This is a genomic window from Bacillus sp. 1A (assembly GCF_052682215.1).
The window spans coordinates 5,576,623-5,589,221 of the sequence record NZ_JBQYLZ010000001.1 but is presented as its reverse complement, the minus strand read 5'-3'; the positions used below and the strand labels follow the sequence as shown (position 1 = coordinate 5,589,221).

The window sequence follows — 12,599 nt, the reverse complement described above, 5'->3', positions numbered from 1 at the left end:
AATATAATTAAATTAAGAATAATAGATATTTTTATGAATTCAGTATTAAAAAAAGAAATGACTAATTTAGCAGTATTAAGTAATGAGGAATTAAAAAACATTGATGGTGGAGTGGTTCCTTTAGCAATTGCTGGAGTTGTTGGAGCAGGTTATGTAGGCGGAAAATGGGTTGGTAAAAAGATTTTCAAATAAGAAGTAGTAAGGAGTGTTAAAAATAAAAACGATTACTTTAGAAAAGTACAAAAGTCTAACTGAAGAAGAGATGTACGATACGAATGGTGGTATCGTTCCTGTAGTGATTGCAGGTGGATTACTAGCTGTTGGAGCTGGTGCTGGAATGTGGGATGCTTACGAAGAGAGTCAAGCAAAGAAGAAAAAATAAACATTTTTATAAAGAGGAAAAGATTGTATGCGCTTAATAGTATAATCTTTTCTTCTTTATAAAAAGCCTTTCAATATGAAATTTTTGAAAGGCCAACAAATTTTATTGTTATCTTTAAGTACAATAAGTTTGAAACTCCTGTGTTTATTAACATATGTGGGAGAGAATTCATTTAAAAGTTAAATATGAGAGGTTGTTTAAATGAGTATGTCTTTATTTAAAAAATATCATTGGGTGAGACAACACGATATTAAAGATGGAAGTGTAGTTCAAATCTATCATGACCCTGTTATTAGCAAGAATAAAGATACTACATTCTTTGTTGTAGAAGGAACAATTGAAAATAAAGGGAAAAAGAAGTTGCGTTCGGGTTCTACTGGAAAAGCTGCAATTGTAGTAGATTAAAAAAATATTCTTTCATTAATATTAGAAAAACTAGATATACCTAACTAACAAAGAATAATAAATTAGCTTTTTTAGGAGGAACATTCATGTTCATGGTGTCTACAGCAGTTTTTTTACTGGTCACTTTACTGTGTATTACGTTATATTTTAAAACACATGATAAACGTTTTATGTATCTTGGATATGTATCATTATTTTTAACTTTTTTTGTTATTGGTACTTTTTCATAATTAAATGTCCAGTGGTTTATCATAAACTAAATTCAGAAGAGCATATATAAGAGAGACAAGGCATTCATAAGAATGCCTTGTCTCTATCAATAGCCCGGGAAGAAGAGAATGTACAGATTTTGATATAGAAGAAAAGTAACTTGGTTATAAATGATGTTTTCGACATAAGGCACCATAGCCCTTTAGATATGCGCAAGTAAAACAACATAATATTAATACGGAAAAATATATTAATATGAGTTTTTGCATATTTCAAAACTTAATATATCCTTCAAAAAATTTTAATAGTATAATATGTTTTGTCATATTCTTTTAGATTTTTCGACAAAATATAAAAATAGAGAACGTATTGGGAGAAGGAATTATGTACACAAAACTATTAAAATCAATTACATCATTATCACTTATTGGTGGTGCTTTATTGTATACAAATGGCAGTGAGGTGAAAGCTGCTGAGGCGGGTGTTTTTTCTGATGTGCCTACATCGCATTGGTCGTATCCAGCGATTAAAGATTTAGCGAGTAAAAATATTATTTCTGGTTATGGAAATGGAATATTTGGTTTTGGAGATGTTGCGACGAGGGAGCAAGTTGCAGCTTTAGTGCATCGAGTTATGCTACCGAATAAACAAGGCGGAACGTTTAGTAGCAATAATGCTCTTTATGTATTAAAGGATGGATCTAAGTTTAATAATCCTTATGGCGATATTAATCAAAACTCTACGATGTTTCCTGAGGAAATTTTAATGTTAACGAATGCAGGGGTATTTAAAGGGGATGAGAAAGGGAATTTTAGACCGAAAGCTCCTGTGAATCGCGCAGAAATGGCACAAATTCTTACAAACGCTTTCCATCTTTCTGCGAAACAAAAGCATACATTTAATGATGTTCCAAGCGGTTATTGGGGTGAAAATGCAATTAGTGCGGTGCAGTCAACCGGAATTGCTTCTGGTACAGGCGAAGGGAAATTTGAGCCATCTAAAACGGTAACACGTGAACAGTATGCACAGTTTTTATATAATACTTTGAAATATAAAAAGCCTGAAGTTGCGGTGCAAGATACAGGGGATGCGGCATTATTAGCAGCATTTAAAGATGAAGTGCAAAAGCGTATTAATGCGTACGAAACGAATATTACACTTCCATATAAAACGAAAAATGGTAATCAGGAAGAAGTAATGAAGACACTTTTCAATGCCTATAAAGAAGTCGCAAGTAAAAATGAGTATACAAATTATAATAGATCGAATGTTTCATATGGAATTTCTGGATCACCTGGAAATTATACGTTTACATTAAAGATTACATATCGTGAAACGAAAGAACAAACGGAATATGTAATGAAGCAAGCAAAGGCAATTGTTTCTTCTATTACGCAAGTTGGAATGGATGATCACGAAAAAGTGAAGGCGATTCATGATTATGTCGTAAAGCATATTTCTTATGATACGTCTTATAAAGCTTACACCGCATATGAAGCACTCGTAAATCGTTCTGCGGTTTGCCAAGGTTACGCACTATTAACCTATCAATTATTAAAAGAAGCAGGTATTGAAAATCATTTTGTAGTAGGAACTGGAGACGGTCAGCCTCATGCTTGGAACTTGGTGAAAATCGAAAACAAATGGTACCACCTTGATACAACATTCGATGATCCGGTGCCAGATGAACAAGGCCGCGTAACATATTCTTATTTCAACTTATCAGATGAGCAAATCGCAAGAAATCATGAGTGGAACAGAAATGACTATCCGCAAGCTACAACAAATTATTATAGTACATTAACAAATAAAATTACAGCAGGTAGTACGAAAACTCCTGCATATCAGCAAATTTTAAAAGATACAAAGTTAAATTATTTAGGAAATGAATACATTGCAAATAACTATAATGAATTCAAAAATAAAATGCAGCAACGTTATAACGAAAAGTCACCAAAGATCGAAATCCTTTATAAACAATCAATGGATGGCGCATTGCAAGATGTGAAAAAAGTAATTGGAGAAATCGGTTATCCGCAAGGAGCAAACCGTGTTTCTTATAAAGCTGAGCCGTATAATGCGAAAGAAGGATATTCTTTAGTGACGATTACGTTTATGTAAGAAACAACCTAGATCATATGAGATCTAGGTTGTTTTTTATGACTTAATTTGACATGTACAGTCTAACTGTATAAAATCAAACTATACAGTTCAACTATATAGTTTAGCTATATAGTTATCGTTACATTGGAGGTCTTTATGAATAGAGATAAAAATTTACCATTAACGGAAACAACGTATTACGTTCTTTTAGCTTTATTAGAGCCAGCTCATGGATATTTAATTATGCAAAAGGTGGAGGAACTGAGTAATCATCAAGTAAAAATCGCAGCGGGTACATTGTATGGTGCGGTTGAAAATTTATTAAAACAAGGGTTAATAGAATCGGTAAAAAGTGAAGATAAACGAAGAAAAGTGTATGTCATTACGGAACGTGGGAAAGAAGTATTGCACTTAGACTTTATGAGAATGCAGCACATTATTGAGGTTACAAAAAGTTTATTACACGTATAGTTAGGGGGAAACGATGATGTGGAGATTGAAATTCTTTTTAGACTTTGAGAAAGAGGAAAAATGGCTAGAAGAGATGGCTTGGAAAGGCTATCAACTAGAAAGCAATACATTTGGTTATACATTTAGATATACAGAGCCGGAAGATGCGACGATTAGAATAGACCATAGAGTATTTAGTAGAAAAAGTGAATTTATTAATTACTGCACATTATTTGAAGATAGTGGCTGGGAGCATATAGCTGGTAATCGGTGGTCAGGTACGTACTATTTTAAAAAGATAAATGAAGAAAGTGAAGATGACATTTTTTCAGATCCAATGTCACGAGCAGGGAAGTATAAACGTCTATCTAAAACATTTTTAGAATTAGCGATATGTTATTTGCCGATATTATTTTTATTTATGTATAGTAATACGATGAATTTAGGAGCGTTTGTAAATCCGAAAGAACTATATTTGACGCCAGGATTATGGGATAAGCAAGGCGTATCATTTCTATGGTCATTCTTATTTGAAACGCCATTTGCATTAATGAGAGGACTTTTTTTGACATTTATCCCCGTTGCGACATGTATCTTTTTCGTTTGCTCGTATAAAGCAAATCGGTTGTATGAAGAGAGAAGATGATAGAAGGGATCTCCTTAAAGCTGACGCTTTGAGGGGATTTTTTTGAGTTTGTAAATGGTATCTCTTTAAAATAGATAAAGGGAAAGAATGTGCATTGGAAACAAGTTATTATGATTTTTATTTTGCGAACAATATAAAATGGAATAATATACTTAAAATATCCATAATTAACCTGAAATAAGTATTTTTATATGTTAATATAGAAAAAGATTTGTGCAATATTTTTTATAAACATATTATTTTAAGGATAGGGGATTCAATTATGAATTTTAAACAACTAATCTTGGCAGGGACAGTTATTGCATCAACAACACTAGCTCCTCTAACAAATGTGCAAGCAGAAAACACAATAGGATTTAAAGATGTTCCTGAACATCACTGGTCGTATAAAGCGATTATGGATTTGCAAGAGAAAAATATTGTATCGGGTTATGGAGATGGAATATTTGGTTTTGGTGATAGTATTACACGTGGACAAGTAGCTAGAATGTTATATGCCTACTTAAAGCCAGCGGATGAACCTAACTTACCAAACCCTTACACTGATGTGAAAAATCATATGTTTGAAAAAGAAATTTTAACGCTTAGTAAAGCTGGTATTATAAATGGATTTGGCGATGGAAGATTTGGTCCAGATAGTATTTTAACGCGTGAACAATTGGCAGCTGTATTAACAAATGCCTTTCATTTAAAAGCGACATCTACTACTACTTTTAAAGATGTAAATAAAAATTACTGGGCAACAAATGCTATTAGCGCATTACAAGAAAATAAAATTGCTGCTGGCACGGGCGATAATATGTTTGAACCTTACAAAATTGTAACTCGTGAGCAGTATGCACAATTTTTATACAATGCAATTATTAAATTCGAAAAACCAGAAATAGAGCCTGAGTCAAAGCCTACTGTTATCCCGCAAGAGTTAGCAGACGAGCTCATTTATTATCATGAAGGTTGGATGGATAGCTCTTCAGTATTAAAAAAATCTATATCTAAGGAAGCACAAAATCTTATTACTGAAATTAACGCAAAACATAATGCGGAGCTAAAATATATAGCGATAGGCGGTCCACGTTCAGAGGTCGTGTTATTCTCTCCGGTATTAGAAGGGATTCCAGAATTTAATGGGAATTTCACTGTAGAAGGCGATAATGAAAGTAACTTTACCGTTAATTTTGTAATTGATAGAGGTCAAGATAAGAAGGCGTTAGTAGAGTTAGGGAAAAAGTGGATCACTATGATAAATCCAAACTTAGATTTAAGTACAGAGATTGATAACATAGTGGCTTCTAATACACGCACAGGTAATTTTGATATAAATAAAAACAATCTTAAAATAGATATAAGCGTAGAGAAGCAAAATTCTAGTAGCGATCTAATGAGTGTTAAAATCCAAAAGTAAAAAAGAGGAGTGAAATTTCACTCCTCTTTTTTACTTTTATCCCGCTATTCTATTATGATGCTAACAGTAATTATAAACTCGTAGATTAAATGAATCCTGAAGAAATCGAAAAAGAGCTAGAGGGAATACCGCATTATCTATGTGGCTTAAGCAAGGACTTTTGGGTGTCATCACTGCTATTGTTCTTTTGTTAATCGCTGCATGGACTACAAAAGGACCTCATACAGACGACCAGCATAAATAAATTATTGTATTTCTCAATAAACAAAATAACTTAACATGGTAAAATAATAGTTGGATGGGAGTCCAATACATATTATTAAAATTAAGATGGTTCAAGTCAGAGGAAGGCACCTTATGGTGTCTTTTCTTTTTTAGGAAATTGCACTTTAAAACGCTTTTTAGATAAAAAATAACCGGTTTCTTATACGTTAAGAAACCGGTTATTTATTTCTCTACTTTTAGAGGGCTTTTTCTTATAATAGTCTTAAATCATAAATAAAAGACAGAGTAAAAACTATATAAGAAATAAATGTAACGAAAATAAGAAAACATATAAACTGAGAATTACATACATATTGTTCTATTCTTTTTCTCAATTCAATTTGTCTTACTTTTTCAACTTGGAAGAATCAATTTGAATTTGTCCCTTCCAAGATCCAGCTACCTTTCCAATTTTATTTATATTTACATCTAATGTAAGTGGCTGCTTGAAGGAACCTTTCCCCTCAGGACCTTCCACAAATGTAAGGACACTTTCTGGTCGATCTTTATCACGAACACCTACATGTTCTAATTCTTCCCCAGCTGCTTTTAGTTTGAATGGTAATCCATTTTCTCCTTGAACAAATGATAATTGTGAAAAGGTTCCATCTTTCTCATGATACTCTGGATTCTCTTCTTGTTGTCCATTTTTCTTGCCTTCGTTTTTTAAATTTAATCCATTTGTATCAAATTCAAATGGTACTAAACTTCCATCCGCTTTTTCAATTCTATAATGAACAGATATACGTGAATCTGCAATATAGAATTCCTTGAAATGTACTGTCACACCTTGGTCTGTAATTTTTTCATCAATCGGAATGTACTGGCCATTTTTCATCATGTCTTGCGTGACACCATTTTCATCCTTCATACCCTCGTTTACAACCTTATCATTTGAAACTTCATTCGAAAAATACAAAGCAACATTTGTAGCCGCCACTTGTACTTGTGGAATCATTGCTGTTGTAAAAATTGTTGCTGCAGCTACTGCGGTATACATGATACGTTTTGATTTTTTACTCATGTTTGTAAAGAGTCCTTTCTTCTGTTGTTTTTTGTGATTTATATTAGAAACATTCTCCAACTTGGAACGACTTTCAAATGTTTTCCATGCTTGTTCTATATCAATTTTGATTTCTTGTGGTGAATTTGCACATTCTTCATCTAGCATTACGTTTTCCCATTGATTTAATTTACTGATTTCCACTACTAAATCTTGGCATGCTTCACACGTATCTAGGTGCTTTGTGAATTCCTTTCTTATATCATGAGAAAGTTCGCCATCAATATATGTTTGAATAAATCCGATATCATAACATTTCATTTGTTATGCCTCCTCTATTTGTTTATAAATCTTGCGAAATTTCATTTTGGCTCGAACCAATAATGTTCCAATAGAAGATATTTCAATTTGAAGTATTTCTGCAATTTCTTTATATTGAAAACCAGAGAATTTCATTAGTAAAAGGGTTCGTTCTCGATCATTCATTTTATTTAATATCGTTTGGACCTTTGTAATTTCTTCTTTTCTTATCCAATCATCGTCTAATGATGAAACATTTTGTACTTCATGGTATTGTATTTCTTTATCAATCTTCGCTTGCTGCCTTTTTTCAGATCGAAAATGGTTATAAGCTACATAAGTAGAAGATTTAATCAACCATCCAGGTATGTTTTCAATCCCTTTCCAATCGCTACGATATAATTGTAAAAATACTTCTTGTGCTAACTCTTCAGCGATAGATTGATCTTTAACAATCCATATAATCTGTTTCACAGCATAAGCATAGTACTGCTTAAATAAATCTTCAAAGGTCATATGAGAAGCATGACTTTCTTCATTTTCTATAGTTAACATATTAGTTTAAACCTCACTTTCAATTTGATACCTGTATTATAGAGAAACCAGAAAAACGGATTTTGTGACAGTTTTTCTAGTTATTTTTTTATATTTTTTATTATGTACCAAAAAAGCATTCATCTGATTAAAAGATAAATGCAAAAAAGGAAATGAAAACATAAAAACTATAACTCTTGCAGTAGTTGTCTATTCATGTATAAGAAAACAGTAGTTTGTTGCCAAATTGTATCTAAACGTACAATTATACTTCTTCCATTTTCATAAATATGTATAATTACATAAAATTTCAGTGAAAAAGAGAGTATACTTTCATATTGTGTAATAAAGATAAAACCCGCCTACGGAAATAGGCGGGCTTTTTTAACCTATAAAGAAAAGACAACTTTTCAGGTACCTTCCTTTGAGTTGAAATATTTTACTAGGTTAAGTTTTTGTGATAATAATCTCTTTTAATTGGAATGAATTGGCATAGTGTATCGCTTTATTTTTAAGCATCTTTCTCAACAAATGTGAATATTTTCATTATCCTTTTCACTACAAAGGGTAGTAATTTAGAAGCTAAAAATGCAAGTACGAAAGCAATTGCCCATGTTTTTATCCATGATTGGAGAAATAAAGCTGTATATCCAACATTCATTGAAACCATGACGAAAGAGATAATACTAGATATACCTAAAATCATAAAGATATTAAAAATTATTGGTTCGAATTTTTTATTGATTTTCAAAATTAACACCTATTTTCTATATATGCTTTGCTGCCCGATTTCACCAACATCTAATCTTACAGTTTGAAATCTAGGTTGTCCAGTTTGGTTTACTTTGCTGCAATAGCAACAATAGGTATATAACTACAGCGTAAATAAACGTTATAATTAATAGTTTTACTTTGAATGCTAAGGAGCAGAACTCGATAGGCTGTATGAAGAGAGAAAGGATCCCCTTAAAGGAGATCCTTTTTACATTTTAAAGAAATCTTTCATCATTTTAGCGTCTTTAATATTCACTATCACACTTTCTACCTTATCTTTCTTCTCATCTTTAGCAATCGTAAGTTGCTCCTTATTATCAACCCAAACAAGAAATTCTTCTTTTGCGTCATCTTTATATGTAACGGTAATAATAGAATGTACAGATTCTCTCTTTTTTTGATCTAGTGTGATTTACTTAGGAGTGCCTTTTTGAACTGCTGAAACGATTGATTGTATCATTTCTTCGTTGCCTGTTTGAGATTTTGAAACGTTGTTATTTATTGTGCTAAGTATTTCAATGTCTGTAATATTTGCAGAGTTTAATTGAAAGATATTTTGTGTATGTTCTTGCTTAGCTTGTGAAGCTTTATCTGTAGCTGAGGTGCTTGTACAACCAATTAAAGTGAAAGATAGAGCGGTTAGAGCGCATATAGATATGATTTTTTTCATAGTATCTCTCCTTATATTTAATTATAAAAATTTTCCGTTAATTCAGGTAGTTATTGTAAGTGGGTTTATTGTACTAGTTTTGGGATAGAAAAAATTCATATAACTTTTTTCATATTTTATGTTTAACATTTCGAAAATGGGTGTATTACATATAATATAACAAATAATTCATTTTAAAGGAGGAAGTTAAAGATGGAAACGAAGTATAGTAAACCTTTTGTATATGAATTTATTACGGAGAAAGAGGTCATGAATGCGGCGAATGATCTAGTGAAGAAAGGGATAGACCAAAAAGATATTTACGTATTAACACATGAGAAAGATAGGACAGATAGAATCGCAGACAATGCAGACGTGAATACAATTGGAATAAAAGAGGAAGGACTTGGGACAAGCATTATTAACGTCTTTCAAAAAACGGGAGATCAGTTAAGAAATAAGATGCAGGAGTTAGGGCTTAATGAGGAAGAAGCAAACTTCTACGAAGAAAAGCTAGATGAAGGGAAGATCTTGTTATTCGTTAAAGATTTAGAAAGAGTCGGTGAATGGTTACAAGAAAGAAGATGCATGTATTCTATTTAAATTTGTATCCTTTAAATCTATAAATCTATTACGAAAAGGAGATTAGAAATATGAGTGAGAGCGGGCTAAAAGAACAAATTACTGGTAAGGTTGAAAAGAAAAAGGGCGAAGTAAAAGAAGGAATTGGTGAAATTACAGAAGATACAGAGTTGAAAAATGAAGGGAAGTGGGAGAAGACAAAAGGAACGATAAAAGAAAAAGTCGGAAAAGTGAAACAAAAGATAAGTGATGGGTTGGATAATAAAGAATAATACATGTTTATCAAGCTTTGGTTACATACCAAAGCTTGATAAATCCAATATAAAACGAATATAGGAGGTTTAATTGTGGGACTTATTATTACGTGTATTGTAGGTGGACTTATTGGTGCGTTAGCTGGAATGATTACAGGAAAAGACTTTCCTTTAGGTGTAGTTGGTAATATTATTGCCGGTTTAATCGGATCTTGGGTAGGTAGTGCGTTATTTGGTCATTGGGGTCCTGAATGGGGAGGCATTTTTATTCTTCCAGCGTTATTAGGTGCAATCGTCTTTATTTTAATCGTTACATTCTTTTCTAGAATGCTGCGGAAAGCGTAAGTATGATAATGAATAGTAATCTTAAGTTTATTATATACAGCTATAAAGTTAATAAACTGATAAATATACATAAAAAAGCATCCAATTAAACTAATTTGGATGCTTTTTTAATGTAATCTTCATAGGAATGAGCGGGGGATGAAGGCCCCCACTCATTAAAATTACACTTTCTATTATGTATTAAACCATTGTTACCTTTTCACAATTATTTATTTTTACGACCTGCCTTGGTTCTATATGAGATAAGTCTTCGCTATTATCGATATCCACTACAATTGTATTCGTTAGTATGTTAATAACGGAACCAACTAATTTTGTAGCATGATCGTGTCGATAAGAAAATTGAACAAAATCTCCTTTTTTAAAGTTGTGCTCTTCCATAGATAGATCCCCCTAAAAATAATGTTTATACATTATACATACACAAAATTATAAGTTTTAAACATTTGATAATATTTTTTAAGTGTTAAGCCGAGAAAGGTGTAGAAAATTTATCCCGCTTTAACGGGCAGTAAGACCCCCACCTTAAAATTCAGCAAAGCAAAGAAGTTAGGTGGGGGATCAACTGCCCATAAAAGTCCGATTGGTTCAACTAATAATCAGTGGGGGATGAAGAAAACCCCCACTGATTAAAGTTTCACTTTATTTATAATAAAAATAAAAAAATATGTTTAAAATTAATTTTTATGGGTAATTAACATAGTAGTAGTTTGAGATAAGGGGGCGGAAATGATGAATTTGGCAATAAATATTTTACAAAATGATGTAGGTTATACGGTACAACTTAATGGTGAGATTGATGCGTATACGGCATCAGATTTAAAAAATAAGATGATGTCTATTGCAAGCGAGAAAGAGGTTTATATTATAGTAGATTTTACTAAGGTAGAGTATATGGATAGTACGGGTTTAGGCGTGTTTATAGCTTTATTAAAAGCAATTAAGAAAAATGATGGAAAGCTAGAGTTTATTGGTGTATCTAAAAGGTTAAAAAGATTATTCGATATTACAGGACTAACTGAAATATTAAATTTGAATGCCGATTTTGAAAAAGTAGAAAGAAGGTGACTAGGGATGATGGAGAATTTTGAAAAGATAGAAATGAAAATTCCTGCAAAAGCAGAATATGTAGCTATTATTCGTTTAACAATGGCTGGTGTTGCGAATCGAATGGGCTTTGCTTATGACGATATAGAAGATATGAAAATTGCTATTAGTGAAGCATGTACAAACATTGTACAACATGCATACAAAGAAGATGTTGGAGAAATTACAATTGTCTTTGGTTTATATGAAGATCGATTAGAAATTATGGTTGCGGATAATGGGGTTAGCTTTGATTTTAGCACCTTAAAAAGGAAAGTTGGTCCGTATGATATTAATAAACCAGTAGAACATTTGCCGGAAAATGGTTTAGGTTTATATTTAATCAATACGTTAATGGATGATATACAAATTATGCATGATGAGGGCATGACAGTTTTAATGACAAAATATATACAAAGAGAGCAGGTGGAGAATGATGGAAATCCAATCTCAACCTACAAATCTTACTAAAGAAGACGTTATTAAACTAATTGCAGAATTCCAACAAAACCAATGTGATGAGGCGCAGGAAAGATTAGTTAATCACTATAAAAATCTCGTACATTCCATTGCATATCGTTATTCAAAAGGTGGGCCGATGCATGAGGATATTATACAAGTAGGAATGTTAGGGCTCTTAGGCGCAATAAGAAGGTATGATTATTCGATAGGGAATGCTTTTGAGCCTTTTGCAATACCTACGATAGTAGGTGAAATAAAGAAGTATTTACGTGATAAAACTTGGGGTATTCATGTTCCAAGGCGAATGAAAGATTTAGGCGGGAAAATTAAACTTGCGATAGAGGAGCTAACAGATCATTTGCAGCGTTCACCGAAGATTATAGAGATTGCGGATCATTTAGGACTACCCGAAGAGGAAGTGCTAGAAATTATGGATGCGAAAAATAATTATCGAGTATCTTCCTTAGATGATGTAGTTGAAAATTCATCTGATGGCAGTTCGGTAGCGAGAATTGAATCTGTAGGTGAAGTAGAGCAAGGATATGAAGAGACAGAAAGACGTCTCGTTTTAAAGGATATTTTTAACGTATTAAATGATACGGAAAAGAGTGTTATTCATTATATATTTGGTGAAAATTTAAATCAAAAGGATACAGGGGAACGATTAGGTATTTCACAAATGCACGTTTCTCGTATTAAAAGACAAGCGATAAGTAAATTGAAGCAAGCGGCGTTTTTAGATACATAA

General features: G+C 32.3%; 18 protein-coding genes and 1 pseudogene. 14 read left to right on the top strand and 5 right to left on the bottom strand.

The features are described 5' to 3' along the window. Nucleotides 1-33: 33 nt before the first annotated feature. The 8 genes from ACUN0F_RS28635 to ACUN0F_RS28600 all read left to right on the top strand — a co-directional run bounded on the left by ACUN0F_RS28635 (nucleotide 34) and on the right by ACUN0F_RS28600 (nucleotide 5,598). Nucleotides 34-192: a class IIb bacteriocin, lactobin A/cerein 7B family gene (locus tag ACUN0F_RS28635; protein WP_264462898.1), complete on the top strand. Its 159-nt coding sequence runs from the start codon at nucleotides 34-36 to the stop codon at nucleotides 190-192. A 13-nt stretch (nucleotides 193-205) separates the two neighbouring features. Then, a complete protein-coding gene (locus ACUN0F_RS28630; protein ID WP_241675923.1) occupies nucleotides 206-382 on the top strand; it encodes a class IIb bacteriocin, lactobin A/cerein 7B family in 177 nt (58 codons plus the stop codon). A 201-nt stretch (nucleotides 383-583) separates the two neighbouring features. After that, on the top strand, nucleotides 584-787 hold the full coding sequence (locus ACUN0F_RS28625; RefSeq protein ID WP_264462897.1) for a hypothetical protein: 204 nt from the start codon (nucleotides 584-586) through the stop codon (nucleotides 785-787). An 86-nt stretch (nucleotides 788-873) separates the two neighbouring features. After that, nucleotides 874-1,017: a hypothetical protein gene (locus ACUN0F_RS28620; protein WP_000481197.1), complete on the top strand. Its 144-nt coding sequence runs from the start codon at nucleotides 874-876 to the stop codon at nucleotides 1,015-1,017. 364 nt (nucleotides 1,018-1,381) lie between these two features. Next, entirely contained in the window at nucleotides 1,382-3,118 is a 1,737-nt protein-coding gene (locus ACUN0F_RS28615; protein WP_445540567.1) for an S-layer homology domain-containing protein, read from the top strand. A 138-nt stretch (nucleotides 3,119-3,256) separates the two neighbouring features. Next, nucleotides 3,257-3,571, top strand: coding sequence for a PadR family transcriptional regulator (locus ACUN0F_RS28610; protein ID WP_001078066.1), 315 nt, complete (start codon nucleotides 3,257-3,259; stop codon nucleotides 3,569-3,571). A gap of 13 nt (nucleotides 3,572-3,584) precedes the next feature. Then, a complete protein-coding gene (locus tag ACUN0F_RS28605) occupies nucleotides 3,585-4,196 on the top strand; it encodes a DUF2812 domain-containing protein (RefSeq protein ID WP_264462895.1) in 612 nt (203 codons plus the stop codon). A gap of 262 nt (nucleotides 4,197-4,458) precedes the next feature. Continuing rightward, nucleotides 4,459-5,598, top strand: a complete 1,140-nt coding sequence (locus ACUN0F_RS28600) for an S-layer homology domain-containing protein (RefSeq protein ID WP_327973862.1) — start codon at nucleotides 4,459-4,461, stop codon at nucleotides 5,596-5,598. A 610-nt stretch (nucleotides 5,599-6,208) separates the two neighbouring features. On the opposite strand, the gene ACUN0F_RS28595 is transcribed toward ACUN0F_RS28600, so the two are convergent. The 4 genes and pseudogenes from ACUN0F_RS28595 to ACUN0F_RS28580 all read right to left on the bottom strand — a co-directional run bounded on the left by ACUN0F_RS28595 (nucleotide 6,209) and on the right by ACUN0F_RS28580 (nucleotide 9,143). Further along, nucleotides 6,209-7,186 carry a DUF4179 domain-containing protein gene (locus ACUN0F_RS28595; RefSeq protein ID WP_445540566.1) on the bottom strand — a complete coding sequence of 326 codons (978 nt, stop codon included), beginning with the start codon at nucleotides 7,184-7,186 and terminating at the stop codon, nucleotides 6,209-6,211. 3 nt (nucleotides 7,187-7,189) lie between these two features. Continuing rightward, complete coding sequence (locus tag ACUN0F_RS28590; protein WP_000955509.1) at nucleotides 7,190-7,720, bottom strand: RNA polymerase sigma factor SigX; 531 nt, start codon at nucleotides 7,718-7,720, stop codon at nucleotides 7,190-7,192. 490 nt (nucleotides 7,721-8,210) lie between these two features. Next, the gene (locus tag ACUN0F_RS28585) at nucleotides 8,211-8,450 is read right to left on the bottom strand and encodes a DUF2798 domain-containing protein (RefSeq protein WP_445540565.1); all 240 of its coding nucleotides are present in this window, start codon (nucleotides 8,448-8,450) and stop codon (nucleotides 8,211-8,213) included. A gap of 231 nt (nucleotides 8,451-8,681) precedes the next feature. Then, nucleotides 8,682-9,143 (bottom strand): annotated as a pseudogene (locus ACUN0F_RS28580) (hypothetical protein). Nucleotides 9,144-9,335: 192 nt separating this feature from the next. Between ACUN0F_RS28580 and ACUN0F_RS28575 the strand changes: the two are divergent. The 3 genes from ACUN0F_RS28575 to ACUN0F_RS28565 all read left to right on the top strand — a co-directional run bounded on the left by ACUN0F_RS28575 (nucleotide 9,336) and on the right by ACUN0F_RS28565 (nucleotide 10,303). Next, a complete protein-coding gene (locus ACUN0F_RS28575; RefSeq protein WP_000448802.1) occupies nucleotides 9,336-9,725 on the top strand; it encodes a general stress protein in 390 nt (129 codons plus the stop codon). A 50-nt stretch (nucleotides 9,726-9,775) separates the two neighbouring features. Next, nucleotides 9,776-9,976, top strand: coding sequence for a CsbD family protein (locus ACUN0F_RS28570; protein ID WP_445540564.1), 201 nt, complete (start codon nucleotides 9,776-9,778; stop codon nucleotides 9,974-9,976). Nucleotides 9,977-10,051: 75 nt separating this feature from the next. Continuing rightward, nucleotides 10,052-10,303, top strand: coding sequence for a GlsB/YeaQ/YmgE family stress response membrane protein (locus tag ACUN0F_RS28565; RefSeq protein WP_046957145.1), 252 nt, complete (start codon nucleotides 10,052-10,054; stop codon nucleotides 10,301-10,303). 180 nt (nucleotides 10,304-10,483) lie between these two features. Here the strand turns inward: ACUN0F_RS28565 and ACUN0F_RS28560 are convergent, their stop codons facing one another. Continuing rightward, nucleotides 10,484-10,684, bottom strand: a complete 201-nt coding sequence (locus ACUN0F_RS28560) for a methyltransferase (RefSeq protein ID WP_264462890.1) — start codon at nucleotides 10,682-10,684, stop codon at nucleotides 10,484-10,486. Between the two features lie 348 nt (nucleotides 10,685-11,032). Between ACUN0F_RS28560 and ACUN0F_RS28555 the strand changes: the two genes are divergently transcribed. The 3 genes from ACUN0F_RS28555 to sigB are packed head-to-tail and all read left to right on the top strand — an operon-like array spanning nucleotide 11,033 to nucleotide 12,599. Continuing rightward, nucleotides 11,033-11,371: an STAS domain-containing protein gene (locus ACUN0F_RS28555; protein ID WP_445540563.1), complete on the top strand. Its 339-nt coding sequence runs from the start codon at nucleotides 11,033-11,035 to the stop codon at nucleotides 11,369-11,371. Nucleotides 11,372-11,377: 6 nt separating this feature from the next. After that, on the top strand, nucleotides 11,378-11,860 hold the full coding sequence (gene rsbW, locus ACUN0F_RS28550; protein ID WP_445540562.1) for an anti-sigma B factor RsbW: 483 nt from the start codon (nucleotides 11,378-11,380) through the stop codon (nucleotides 11,858-11,860). Beyond that, on the top strand, nucleotides 11,823-12,599 hold the full coding sequence (sigB, locus tag ACUN0F_RS28545) for an RNA polymerase sigma factor SigB (protein ID WP_445540561.1): 777 nt from the start codon (nucleotides 11,823-11,825) through the stop codon (nucleotides 12,597-12,599). The genes rsbW and sigB overlap by 38 nt, the downstream gene beginning before the upstream one ends.

Coding starts and splice junctions, on each gene's coding strand:
- ACUN0F_RS28560 (WP_264462890.1), bottom strand. CDS start 10,684: ATGGAAGAGCACAACTTTAAAAAAGGAGATTTTGTTCAATTTTCTTAT.
- ACUN0F_RS28635 (WP_264462898.1), top strand. CDS start 34: ATGAATTCAGTATTAAAAAAAGAAATGACTAATTTAGCAGTATTAAGT.
- rsbW (WP_445540562.1), top strand. CDS start 11,378: ATGATGGAGAATTTTGAAAAGATAGAAATGAAAATTCCTGCAAAAGCA.
- ACUN0F_RS28570 (WP_445540564.1), top strand. CDS start 9,776: ATGAGTGAGAGCGGGCTAAAAGAACAAATTACTGGTAAGGTTGAAAAG.
- ACUN0F_RS28575 (WP_000448802.1), top strand. CDS start 9,336: ATGGAAACGAAGTATAGTAAACCTTTTGTATATGAATTTATTACGGAG.
- ACUN0F_RS28600 (WP_327973862.1), top strand. CDS start 4,459: ATGAATTTTAAACAACTAATCTTGGCAGGGACAGTTATTGCATCAACA.
- ACUN0F_RS28595 (WP_445540566.1), bottom strand. CDS start 7,186: ATGAAATGTTATGATATCGGATTTATTCAAACATATATTGATGGCGAA.
- ACUN0F_RS28590 (WP_000955509.1), bottom strand. CDS start 7,720: ATGTTAACTATAGAAAATGAAGAAAGTCATGCTTCTCATATGACCTTT.
- ACUN0F_RS28605 (WP_264462895.1), top strand. CDS start 3,585: ATGATGTGGAGATTGAAATTCTTTTTAGACTTTGAGAAAGAGGAAAAA.
- ACUN0F_RS28615 (WP_445540567.1), top strand. CDS start 1,382: ATGTACACAAAACTATTAAAATCAATTACATCATTATCACTTATTGGT.
- ACUN0F_RS28625 (WP_264462897.1), top strand. CDS start 584: ATGAGTATGTCTTTATTTAAAAAATATCATTGGGTGAGACAACACGAT.
- ACUN0F_RS28555 (WP_445540563.1), top strand. CDS start 11,033: ATGATGAATTTGGCAATAAATATTTTACAAAATGATGTAGGTTATACG.
- ACUN0F_RS28620 (WP_000481197.1), top strand. CDS start 874: ATGTTCATGGTGTCTACAGCAGTTTTTTTACTGGTCACTTTACTGTGT.
- ACUN0F_RS28610 (WP_001078066.1), top strand. CDS start 3,257: ATGAATAGAGATAAAAATTTACCATTAACGGAAACAACGTATTACGTT.
- sigB (WP_445540561.1), top strand. CDS start 11,823: ATGATGGAAATCCAATCTCAACCTACAAATCTTACTAAAGAAGACGTT.